Annotated in this window: 9 protein-coding genes; 3 read left to right on the top strand and 6 right to left on the bottom strand. The window is 66.2% G+C overall.

What is annotated here, in order from left to right:
* Nucleotides 1–101 precede the first annotated feature (101 nt).
* Nucleotides 102–2,435 carry an LTA synthase family protein gene (locus tag ACFPU0_RS06840; protein WP_377692078.1) on the top strand — a complete coding sequence of 778 codons (2,334 nt, stop codon included), beginning with the start codon at nucleotides 102–104 and terminating at the stop codon, nucleotides 2,433–2,435.
* Nucleotides 2,436–2,732: 297 nt separating this feature from the next.
* Here the strand turns inward: ACFPU0_RS06840 and ACFPU0_RS06845 are convergent, their stop codons facing one another.
* The 3 genes from ACFPU0_RS06845 to ACFPU0_RS06855 all read right to left on the bottom strand — a co-directional run bounded on the left by ACFPU0_RS06845 (nucleotide 2,733) and on the right by ACFPU0_RS06855 (nucleotide 6,084).
* Nucleotides 2,733–3,401 (bottom strand): TetR/AcrR family transcriptional regulator, encoded by a 669-nt coding sequence (locus ACFPU0_RS06845; RefSeq protein WP_377692079.1) that lies wholly within the window; start codon nucleotides 3,399–3,401, stop codon nucleotides 2,733–2,735.
* Between the two features lie 181 nt (nucleotides 3,402–3,582).
* On the bottom strand, nucleotides 3,583–4,875 hold the full coding sequence (locus tag ACFPU0_RS06850; RefSeq protein ID WP_377692080.1) for a phospholipase: 1,293 nt from the start codon (nucleotides 4,873–4,875) through the stop codon (nucleotides 3,583–3,585).
* Between the two features lie 171 nt (nucleotides 4,876–5,046).
* Nucleotides 5,047–6,084 carry a haloacid dehalogenase-like hydrolase gene (locus ACFPU0_RS06855; RefSeq protein WP_377692444.1) on the bottom strand — a complete coding sequence of 346 codons (1,038 nt, stop codon included), beginning with the start codon at nucleotides 6,082–6,084 and terminating at the stop codon, nucleotides 5,047–5,049.
* A gap of 232 nt (nucleotides 6,085–6,316) precedes the next feature.
* Between ACFPU0_RS06855 and ACFPU0_RS06860 the strand changes: the two genes are divergently transcribed.
* Entirely contained in the window at nucleotides 6,317–7,294 is a 978-nt protein-coding gene (locus ACFPU0_RS06860) for a zinc-dependent alcohol dehydrogenase family protein (RefSeq protein WP_377692081.1), read from the top strand.
* A 172-nt stretch (nucleotides 7,295–7,466) separates the two neighbouring features.
* On the opposite strand, the gene ACFPU0_RS06865 is transcribed toward ACFPU0_RS06860, so the two are convergent.
* The gene (locus ACFPU0_RS06865; RefSeq protein WP_377692082.1) at nucleotides 7,467–7,754 is read right to left on the bottom strand and encodes a DUF1294 domain-containing protein; all 288 of its coding nucleotides are present in this window, start codon (nucleotides 7,752–7,754) and stop codon (nucleotides 7,467–7,469) included.
* 3 nt (nucleotides 7,755–7,757) lie between these two features.
* Nucleotides 7,758–9,089 carry a DEAD/DEAH box helicase gene (locus ACFPU0_RS06870; protein ID WP_377692083.1) on the bottom strand — a complete coding sequence of 444 codons (1,332 nt, stop codon included), beginning with the start codon at nucleotides 9,087–9,089 and terminating at the stop codon, nucleotides 7,758–7,760.
* Nucleotides 9,090–9,260: 171 nt separating this feature from the next.
* Here ACFPU0_RS06870 and ACFPU0_RS06875 point away from each other — a divergent pair, with 171 nt between their 5' ends.
* On the top strand, nucleotides 9,261–9,656 hold the full coding sequence (locus tag ACFPU0_RS06875) for an NUDIX hydrolase (protein WP_377692084.1): 396 nt from the start codon (nucleotides 9,261–9,263) through the stop codon (nucleotides 9,654–9,656).
* Between the two features lie 10 nt (nucleotides 9,657–9,666).
* Here ACFPU0_RS06875 and rarD read toward each other — a convergent pair whose 3' ends face one another.
* Entirely contained in the window at nucleotides 9,667–10,563 is an 897-nt protein-coding gene (gene rarD / locus ACFPU0_RS06880; protein ID WP_377692085.1) for an EamA family transporter RarD, read from the bottom strand.
* Nucleotides 10,564–10,791: the final 228 nt, after the last annotated feature.

Below are 10,791 nucleotides of genomic sequence, written 5' to 3' on the forward strand. Positions count from 1 at the left end.
GCTAGCACATCGATGTTTCAGAATCGTGTCGTCACCACTGTGACCCCCATGTATTCCGGCATCACCCGACGGATTCTCACTGTCCCATCTCAGGAGTTCCTGTGCGCCCACTCAGCCGCTGGCTGTCGCAATTCGCATCGCTCGCAACGCTTGGCGTGCTTTTCCTGGTGATTCCCCTCGCCAGCCGCTTCTGGCTGGGCTGGTCCAATCCCTTCGGTTACCTCTCCGACCTCGTCTTCGGCAGCTTCCTGATGCTGCTGCTCTACGGCCGTTCGCTGTTGCTGGCGTTGCCGCTGATGCTGCTCTGGAGCCTGATGATTCTCGGCAATGCCGAACTGATCGGCGCCGTCGGCCGGATGCCGGAACCGAGCGACCTCAAATACCTGCTCGACCCGCAGTTCGTCAGCCACTCCACCCAGGGCGGCGGCATCGCCCACCCGTATCTGGGCCTGGCGTTGGGCGCCAGCCTGCTGGCCTGCCTGTTGTTCTGGCGACGCCGGCATCGTCCGCTGTCCTGGAAATGGCTCGCCGCACCGGCCACGCTGCTGCTGGGACACGTCGCCCTGCAGTACGTGCAGCCCAGCGATGCCGACCAGTGGAAGCTGTTCAACCTGCCCCACAAGCTGATGGCCAGCGCCGTGAATAGCGGCCAGCTGGCGGTCGAGGACTGGCTCGATGGCGACCAGCCGGAGAACCCGCCGGATATCGCCGGCCTGGCGCGCCTGGATCTCGAGGGTACGCCCCTGCTCGCCGGTCCCGGCCGTGCGCGCAACGTGCTGGTGATCACCCTGGAAGGCATCCCCGGCGCCTATATCGCCGCCAACCGTGCGGCGATCAACAGCAGCTACCAGGATTCGCTGATGCCCAAGCTCAGCGCCTGGGCCGAACGCGCCATGACCACGCCGGACTACGTGCTGCACAGCCACCAGACCATCCGCGGCCTGTACGCCATGCTTTGCGGCGACTACAGCAAGCTGGACTCGGGCACTCCCAAGGGGCTGGAGCTGCTGAACAACCCGGCCCGCGCGAAGGCCTGCCTGCCCGCGCAGATGCACCAGCACGGTTTCAGCACCCATTTCCTGCAGGGCGCCGGGCTGCGCTTCATGGCCAAGGACAAGATCATGCCGCAGATGGGCTTCGACAAGACCCGGGGGCGCGACTGGTTCCGCAACAAGGCCTACCTGGAATTCCCCTGGGGCATGGATGACAAGGCGTTTTTCGAGGGCGCCCTGACCTATGTGAAACAACTGCGCCAGCAGAAGAAGCCCTGGATGCTCACCCTGCTCACCGTCGGCACTCACCAGCCGTACTCGGCCCCGACCGAATACCTGATGCGTTATCCGGATTCGAAGAAGGCCGCCATCGCCTACCTGGATGACGCGGTGGACGCCTTCCTGGCCGGCCTGGAAAAACAGGGCGTGCTGAAGGACACCCTGGTCATCGTCACCTCGGACGAGTCCCACGGCATCGAGAACGTCCGCCTCGCCTCGGCCTGGGGCTTCAACCTGGTGCTGGCGCCGGAGCAGGCCGCGCTGCCGCCGATCAAGGGCGGCGTCTACGGCCACGTCGACCTGACCACCTCCATCCTCGACTACTTCGGTTACCGGGTACCGCAGAACCTTTCCGGCCGCTCGCTGTTCCGTGACTACGCCACGGGCCGCGAGATGATGTCCTACACCAACGGCAAGCTGCGCTTCCACGATGGCAAGGACACCTTCACCGAGTGCGACTTCCGCCAGGTCTGCCGGCGCTACCAGAGCGAGGGGTTCATTGCCGACGAAGCACGCTACCTGGGCGGCTACAGCGGCAAGAAAGCCCGCGTGATCGCCCAGCGCGCCGCGCTGCTGGACCAGTCGCTCATGGGCGGCACCCTCGGCCAGGAATACCAGTTCGCCACCCGCGAGCGCATCCGCCTGAAGGAGAAGGCCAGGGATGACTGGGCCGACAACCTGATCGGCGCGCAGTACATGGAGCTGCCGAAGAACAGCCGCACCAGTGTGCAAATGACCATCAAGGTGCTGCGCATGGACCGCCAGGGCGCCCAACTGCGGCTGAAGGCCAAGGAGTTCGAGCGCGACGTGGCCCTGCCGATTCCCGAGTTGCCGCTGCTGAAAAAGGGCAAGCCGCTGAAGATCGACTTCGCCTTCGACAACCCCGAAGCACGCAAGGCCTTCTCCTTCCACCTGCTGGCCGAGGGCCGCGGCGTGATCGAGATCAGCGACTTCCGGGTGACCACCGAACTCCTGCCGGCACCGGCCGTCGCCGCCGAGAGCGCCGGCCAGGTCGCGCAGAAGCGGCCGCTGCACCCCATCACCACCCTCTTCGGCCTGCTGGCGCGCCAGCAGGACGCCCTGGAGAGCGAGCTGGAGAATCCGGGTGAAGAGCGCGCCGTGCTGCCGGAAAGCACCGAGCTGCGCCTGCAGCAGTATCACTGAACCCTGTCGACAGGGCGTAGGATGGAAATCCATTTCCACCAGCGGTGTGTTGCACAGCCTCGCTGGGGGATAGAAAAACGCTATCCCCCCTACGCACGAATTCCCGCCCGGCCGTAGGGTGGACCACGCTTCACCGGTCCACCTTTCGGGATTCGGCCGGGCCCTGTTGGTGGATGTAAAGAGCGACATCCACCCGCACTGAGCCCTGCCAACCCGGCCCAGGGCGTAGGGTGGAAATCCATTTCCACCAGCGGTGTGTTGCACAGCCTTGCTGGTGGATAGAAGAGCGCTATCCCCCTACATGGGAGGGTGGGACGCCGGATCTTCCTCGTCGCGTGCCAGTTCCATCAGGATGCGTGCGCAACACAGCTCCTCCATCTCCAGCAACCAGCCCTCCACCTGCCGGGTGGACAACTGCGCCGTCAGACCGTAGCGACGCCCGCCCCAGACCGCGACAAAGAGCGCATCGATGCTTTCCGGGCGGGGCTGGCGGGGCAGGTCCGCACAGGCGGCCACGGCCTGGCGCCACTTGCCTGCCAGTTGCTGGTAGACCCGCTGATGGTGCCAGGGCTCGGCGATGGCGCGCTCCAGCTCCATCAGCTCGGCATCGAAGAATGGCCGGGGCTGTTCCTCTGCCTGCCCGCAGCAAAGGCGCACCAGGCGCCGCACGCGCGTCTGCCAGTCGAGGCCGGTGGCCAGCACCACCTCGCGTTCCAGGCGCTGCAGCAGCAGGTCCAGCTGATGGCGGACATAGCTGGAGAGCAGCGCCTCCTTGCTGGGGAAAGCGTCGTAAAGGGTGCTCACCGCCACACCGGTTTCCAGGGCGACGGCGCGGGTGGTCAAAGCGCTCCAGCCGCGTTGTCGAAGGACGCGGACAAAGGCTTCGTAGATGGCTTCGTCCGTGGGGCGGGCGCGGGCCTGGGTCGGCCGCTTGGGTGGTTTGTTGCGGGGTATCGTGGACTCCATGGGGACCTCTGGCGGTTTCCGAACCCGTGCGGGGCCCTTGCCGGCCGCTTCCGCCCCCTGTAGCAGCGGGGAGCGGGGTTGGCCGGATCGCAGCACAGTAGCATGCCTGCTCACCCGCAAGGGTGCCCTCGGACAGAGCCTGGCTGCCGACCAGGACCAGATGCTCCGCCCCCGGCCCCGGCTAGGGCAAGGTCGCGCGTACGGCGTTGCGGCTGTGGCTGCCGAAGTGCCGGATCAGCCGCACCAACGCCTGATCCAGCATGACGTCGTCGGGCAGCGGCGCCAGCCGGTTGCCCTGGCTGAAACCCGCCAGCCCCTGGCCACCAGCCAGCCAGTGGGCGATGCGCGCGTCGAAGTCGTCGGCGGTATCGTAGGCCTCCTGGGATACCACCTGGCGCAATGACTCGCCGTCGAAGGGGGGATACTCGTCATCCGCCCGGCTGTCGGCGTAGGCACGCAACAGCGGGCTGTCATTGCGCCCTTCCCGCAGCAGCTTGCGCAGCCAGTCGGCCTGGTATTGCTCCACTTCGACATGGCGGCTGGCCACCTCCTCGATGGCCGCCAGCTTGTCGCTGTCCATGCCGACCGAGGCCTTGAGTGCGATCCACACCAGCCGGGAGGTGCCGTGCCCCGGCAAGGCCTTGGCGTGGTAGGGCTGGGTCAGGTCCTGGATGTAGTGCAGGCCCCAGCCGAGAAAGCGGTAGCCCCAGTAGGGATGGCCGCTCTCGAAAGCGAAGCGCGCCAGGCCGAGGAACTGGTACACCCGCACCTCGGGATAGGCCCGCGACAGATAGGGCGCGGCGCGGTAGATGAGTTCGTCCTCGTGGTAATAGCCGATATGGAAGGGGGCCTGGGACGAATACTCGAAGCGGGCATCGCCGAAGGGCTGCTTGCCGAAGTTGTAGCGGCTTCCCACTTCGCCGGGGTTGTCGCTGAACAGGTTGATGTCGTGGCCGTAATCCGGTTCGTCGGCGGCGCTGGCCACCACCGCCAGCGCCGGCAGCTTCTCGCCGGGCCGGACCCGATAGAAACGCCATTCGTGCCATGGACTGAGCTTGTGGAACACCATCACGTCGGCGGCGTCCAGGGGCGTCCGGCCACTCCAGTCCATGTCCGGCAGGGCCTGGACGAAGTAGGCCAGTCTGATCTCGGGGTTCACCCGCAGCGCCATCAGGAAAACCCGACGATGGTCGCCACCGTGGGTGGGAATCCAGCGCAGGTCGTCAGGCCGGGCCGGATAGTCCGGCAGATTTTCGCGGAAGAACTCCTCCTGCTCGTCCAGGAACTGCTCCAGGGCAACACCTTCCTCCTCCAGGAAGGACTCCAGGGTTTCCACCTCCACCGGCGGCGCTTCCTTGACCTGGGGCAGGCCGGCCAGCGCCAGGGCGGTGCCCGGGGCGTGGTTGGACCAGGCCAGGGCCGCAGATGGCAGGCCGGCCAGGCACAGGCTGAGGGCAAGCGCCAGGTACTTCATCGATCACTCCATGACAGGGTCCGAGCAGGGCCCGCAAGGTACCAGCCAGGATGCGCGGCTTCACTGTCCGGCCGAGACAGCCGGACTCACCGATCGGGCCGACAGGAATCACTCTAGTGCAAAGCAGAGCGGCCGCCCTTGGGGCGGCCGCTTGCAGCACTGGTCCGCGCGTTACTGGATCTGTTCGGGCGTCACCACCACCCAGTTCTTGTCCGCCGTCACCGGCAGGCCCTGCCTGGCCTGGGCCTCGGCATTCTTCTTCTGCATGGCGGTGATCTGGTCCATGTACTTGGCCTTGCGGTTGATCCAGAGGTTGATGCCGCCTTTGCCGACATCGGTGCCATGGAACATCATGTAGCCGTCGCTGATGGGGGTATCGCCCGCCACCAGGATCGGCTTCTTCCATTCATCGATGTAGGTGAGCACCGCCGCATGCTTGCCGGACATCCAGGTGGCCGGGGTCCAGAGATAGGGGGTCAGCTCCAGGTCGAGGTTGGCCTGCTGGTCATACCGGCCATCGGTGATCTGCTTGCGGCTGGTGGTCACGGCGCCGCTCTTGCGGTCCTTCAGCAGGGTGGTGACGCCGATGACGTTCTCCGGCTTCACGTTGTAGCCATACTTCGGGTCCGAAGCGACCATGCGCACCAGCTCCTCCAGGGCCGCGGTCATGATGTAGACCTCGATGCCGTTCTCGCTGAGCTTGTTCATCAGCTCCTTCTGTCCGCTGAAGACCTTCGGCGGGTTGATCTCGATGGTTTTCACCTCGTCACCTTCGTAATAGGTGGCGGGGACCGGCTTGCCGTAGGCCATCAGCTCGTCGACGTAGCCCTTCAGCTCGCGCAGGGTGAAGCCGGAGAACACCTGGGCGACCCAGGGGTAGCAGACCAGGTCGTCCACCTCGCAGAGCCGGTAGTAGTAGCTGTTGAGGCTTTCCTTGTGACCCTTCACGTCCTTGAAGGGGATCAGCTTGAGCGAGGAGTCGAGCTTCTCGCGGGTGAGCACGCCCTTCATCTCCAGGAAAGGCAGCAGGGACTCCTCCAGGTCGTAGCGGTAGCTGGTGTTGTCCATGTCGAATACGGCGAAGTTGCCCTGGTTGGCGTGCTTGGCGATCAGCGCGTCCAACTGCTTGGCTGCGGGTTCCGGCCAGTGCTTCAGCTCGGTGGCGGCCTGGGCGGCGCCGGCCAGGCCCAGGCTGAGTACGGCGGACATCAGTGTCTTGGCGATCTTCATTCTTCTTATTCCTTTATATGTGACGGGAGGAAGCCCTGCTCCAGCTTCGCCGCCGAACCTAGCAAAGGTTCCGCCCCGGACCGGCTCCAGAGCGACCTCCAGCATCCATATCGCGCCATGCCATCAACGCCGCAAATGCCGGGGGATTCAGCGCCTCGCGCGCGCCAGCGGCTAGACTCAGGCTCCCCCCAGAGCCGCCAGGAGAAGCGTCATGCTCAAAGCCGAATACAAGACCCGTGGCCCCGTGCCCCAGGACGTGATCGAGGCAGTGGAATTCGAGTTGCCGCCGGTGGCCGCCGGCCAGGCGCTGGTGAAGGTGCTGGCGGCCCCCATCAACCCCTCCGATGTACTCACCCTGACCGGCGAATACGGCATGCTGCCGCCGCTGCCCGCCGTCGGCGGCAACGAGGGCGTGGGCGAGGTGCTGGAAGTCGCCGCCGACGTCGCCAACCTCAAACCGGGCCAGACCGTGCTGCTGCCGGTGGGTTGCGGCACCTGGCGCACCCACCTGATCGCCGACGCGAAGCAGTTGATTGCCCTGCCCGGCGCCGACCCGCAGCAATTGGCGATGCTCACCGTCAACCCACCCACGGCCTACCTGATGCTGCGCGACTTCGTCGACCTGCAGCCGGGCGACTGGGTGATCCAGAACGCCGCCAACTCGGGCGTGGGCAGCTACCTGATCCAGCTGGCGAAGATCCGTGGCCTGAAGACGATCAATGTGGTGCGCCGCGATTCGGCAGTGGCGGCCGTGCAGGCCGAAGGCGGCGATCTGGTGCTGGTGGACGGCCCCGACCTGCCCGGGCGTGTGCGCGAGGCCACCGGCGGCGCGCCGGTGAAACTGGGCATCGACGCCGTGGGCGGCGCCGCCACCGACCACCTGGCCGCCAGCCTGGCCGAAGGCGGCGTGCTGGTGAACTATGGCCGCATGAGCGGCGAGCCCTGCCAGGTCAACCCCGGTTCCTTCGTGTTCCGCGACGTGACCCTGAAGGGCTTCTGGCTTGCCCGCTGGTTCCGCCAGGCCACCCCACAGCAGCAGATGCAGCTGTTCGGCGAGCTGATCCAGCTGATCGCCAGCGGCAAGCTCAAGGCGCGCATCGCCGCCACCTACGACATCAGCCGGATCAAGGAAGCCGTGGCCGCCGCGGCCGGTGGCGAGCGGGACGGGAAGATAGTGTTGGTGCCCTGAAGGTTGACGAGGACACCTTCGTAGGAGCGAGCTCTGCTCGCGAAATACTCGGTGCCTGGATTCGCGAGCAGAGCTCGCTCCTACAGCCCTACTCCAGCTAGCAGGCTAGGCCGTGGTGCGTTTCCTGTAGGGGCGAATTCATTCGCCAAGTGGACCGCAGGTCCACCCCGGCTCATCCCAGCAGCCAATACCCCAGCGCTCCCAGGTGCATCGCCACGATCAGCCAGAACTTCACCTGGTAGGCCGGCTTGCGGTTCTTGTGGCGGATCAGCCGCTGGGCCAGCAGGCCGCCCGGCCAGCCACCGAAGAGTTCCAGCAGGTGCAGGCGGGCCTCGGGAATCCGCCGCTGGCCAACGACGGCCAGGCGCTTGTCACGCCAGTAGGCGACGAAGCACAACAGGCTCATCAGCAGGTAGACCAGCAACAGCGCCTGGACGGGCCAGGCGAGTTCCAGTGACAAGACTTACTCCGCCGCCGGCTTCTTGCGCTTGAGCGGCGCCATGCCATCGCCGCTGACCACGCGGGACTCCTCGCGCGGCTTGCTCGGCTTGCGCTTGGGCGCGGCGGCCTTGGCGGGAGCCTTCTTGTCGCCCTTCTTCTCGGTCTTTTTCTTCTTGGTGCCGGCGGCCTTGCCGGACGCCTTGACCTTCTTCGGGCCGCTGTAGGTGCCCTTGAGTTCCTTGATGACGCGGCGCTCGAAGCTCTGCTTGAGGTAGCGCTCGACGCTCGACATCAGGTTCCAGTCGTTATGGCAGATCAGCGAGATCGCCAGGCCCTCGCCGCCGGCACGGCCGGTGCGGCCGACACGGTGTACGTACTCGTCGCCGGAGCGCGGCATGTCGAAGTTGATCACCAGGTCCAGGCCTTCGATATCCAGGCCGCGTGCGGCGACATCGGTGGCCACCAGCACCTTGGTGCCGCCCTGCTTCACCCGCTCGATGGCCAGCTTGCGGTCCTTCTGGTCCTTGTCGCCGTGGAGCACGAAGGCCTTGTAGCCGCCGGCCACCAGGTGGCCGTAGAGACGGTCGGCCTGGGCTCGGGTGTTGGTGAAGATGATCGCCTTCTGGTAGGTCTCGTTGGCCAGCAGCCAGCGCGCCAGCTGTTCCTTGTGCTCGGGGTGGTCGGCCGTGATGATCTGCTGGCGGGTGTTCTCGTTGAGCTGGTCGACGCTGTTCAGGCGCAGGTGCAGCGGGTCGCGCAGCACCTTGGCGGTCACTTCGCGCAGGGCGTTGCCGCCGGTGGTGGCGGAGAACAGCAGGGTCTGCTCACGGTTGGCACAGAGCTCGGTGATGCGCTGCATGTCCTCGGCGAAGCCCATGTCGAGCATGCGGTCGGCCTCGTCGAGCACCAGCACTTCCACTTCGCGCAGGTCGAGGTTGCCGGCATCGAGGTGCTCCACCAGTCGCCCCGGGGTGGCGATCAGCACGTCGGGCAGCTTGCGCAGCATGGCCGCCTGCTCCTTGAAGCCTTCGCCGCCGGTGACGATGCCGGACTTGATGAAGGTGAACTGGGAGAAGCGCTCGACTTCCTTCAGGGTCTGCTGGGCCAGCTCGCGGGTCGGCAGCAGGATCAGCGAACGGATGCGCACCCGCGGCTTGGCTTCGCCGATCAGGCGATTGAGCAACGGCAGGACGAAGGCGGCGGTCTTGCCGCTGCCGGTCTGGGCAGTCACCCGCAGGTCGCGCCCTTCCAGGGCCGGCGGGATGGCCGCCACCTGCACCGGGGTCGGCTCGACGAATTTGAGTTCGGCAACGGCCTTGAGCAGACGTTCGTGCAGGGCGAATTGGGAGAACACTGGGTTACCTCGGTCGAAAGCGTAAATAGCTGCATAGGTTACCCGGAGTCGCGGCCGAACGCCCGATTTCCGAGCGAACGGGCGACAGAAAACCTGCCGCGCAATATGCTCTGCGCACCTTGCCCCCACCGGCGTGGTGCAGTTGCACCCGCCCGCCAAGCTCGAGACGCCATGACCACACTGAATATCGCCGCCGCCTGCCTGCTGGACCCCCACGACCGCCTGCTGCTGGTACGCAAGCGCGGCACCCACGCACTGATGCTGCCCGGCGGCAAGCGCGAGCCCGGCGAAAGCCCGGTCCAAGCCCTGCAACGTGAACTCTGGGAGGAGCTCCGGCTGCGCCTGGAGACATCGGCCCTGACGCCCCTGGGCCGCTTCCATGCGCCGGCAGCCAATGAAGCGAACACCTGGATCGATGCCGAAATCTTCGTCGCCCGCCTGCCCCACGCGGTGGACGTGGCCGCCGAACTGGAAGAGCTGGCCTGGCTGGAGCCCGGCGAGCCACATCCGGAGAATCTGGCCCCGCTGCTGCGGGACCATGTGCTGGAGGCCCTGGCGGGCCGTTGAACGGCCCTGCTCAGAAACCTTTCCGGGCCTGCCTGCGCAACAGCACGGCGCTGTCCCAGCCGATCAGCAGCACCGCCAGCCAGATCGGCAGGTAGGTCCAGAGCTGCGCCGGGTCGAAGGCCTCGCCGAGGAAGGTCACCGCCACCGCGAACAGCAGTACCGGTTCCACGTAGCCGAGGATCCCGAACAGCCCCATGGGCAGCAGGCGGCTGGAGGCCATCATGGCGGCGAAGGCCAAGGTGCCCAGCAGCCCCAGGCCGGGAATCAGCCACCAGAGCTGCGGTGCCTGGCTGAAGGCGCCCGGCGGCGAGAAACTCATGATCAGCCAGATGGCCAGGGGCGCCAGCACCGCCATTTCCAGGATGAAGCCGGACAAGGCATCCAGCCGCATCCAGCGGCGCAGCATGAAGTACGGCGGGTAGCCCAGGGCGGTGACCAGGGTCAGCCAGGAGAAGGCGCGGGTCAGCCAGAGTTCATGGAGCACTCCCAGCACCGCGCAACCCACCGCCAGCAGCTGCAAGGGACGCAGGCGCTCGGCATAGAACACCCGGCCGGCCACGACCATCGCCAGGGGCAGCAGGAAGTAGCCAAGGGACACTTCCAGCATCCGCCCCTGCAGCGGTGCCCAGAGGAACAACCCCCATTGCAGGCCGATCAGCAGGGCCGACAGCGGCAGCGCGGCCAGCAGCAGGGGCTCGCGCCGCAGGCGCCCGAGCACCGCCACGAAGGCCGGCCACTGACGGGTGAACAGCAGCAGGAGCAGCACCGCGGGAATCGACCAGAGAACCCGCTGGGCGAACACCTGCACGCCGTCCAGCGGCGCCAGTTCGCGCACGTAGCCGGGCATCAGGGCGAACAGCACGGACGCCGTCAGCGACAGCGCGACGCCACGACCGGACAACCTCATGGCCGCCTCGGCACGCGGGAAAGGGAATGGAGTGAAATCATTTCGGGCCTCGCAAAGCGGCCGGCGAACATACGCCTTCCTTGCCGCGAGGAAAAGCTTATCAATCGGGAAAGCTGACCATCCGGGCAGACCCGGCTTCGGCATTGTTGAAAACGGCATCCTTCTTCTGTTGTAGGAGCGAATTCATTCGCGAACGCCCCGTACTTGTTCTGTCCACCCTCTCCCCCG

This window comes from Pseudomonas sp. GCM10022186, assembly GCF_042656385.1.
Classification (GTDB): Bacteria; Pseudomonadota; Gammaproteobacteria; order Pseudomonadales; family Pseudomonadaceae; genus Metapseudomonas.

Excerpts from the sequence above, each read along its gene's own strand:
- ACFPU0_RS06845 (WP_377692079.1), bottom strand. The coding sequence starts at position 3,401 with ATGGAGTCCACGATACCCCGCAACAAACCACCCAAGCGGCCGACCCAG.
- ACFPU0_RS06850 (WP_377692080.1), bottom strand. The coding sequence starts at position 4,875 with ATGAAGTACCTGGCGCTTGCCCTCAGCCTGTGCCTGGCCGGCCTGCCA.
- ACFPU0_RS06855 (WP_377692444.1), bottom strand. The coding sequence starts at position 6,084 with ATGTCCGCCGTACTCAGCCTGGGCCTGGCCGGCGCCGCCCAGGCCGCC.
- ACFPU0_RS06860 (WP_377692081.1), top strand. The coding sequence starts at position 6,317 with ATGCTCAAAGCCGAATACAAGACCCGTGGCCCCGTGCCCCAGGACGTG.
- ACFPU0_RS06875 (WP_377692084.1), top strand. The coding sequence starts at position 9,261 with ATGACCACACTGAATATCGCCGCCGCCTGCCTGCTGGACCCCCACGAC.
- rarD (WP_377692085.1), bottom strand. The coding sequence starts at position 10,563 with ATGAGGTTGTCCGGTCGTGGCGTCGCGCTGTCGCTGACGGCGTCCGTG.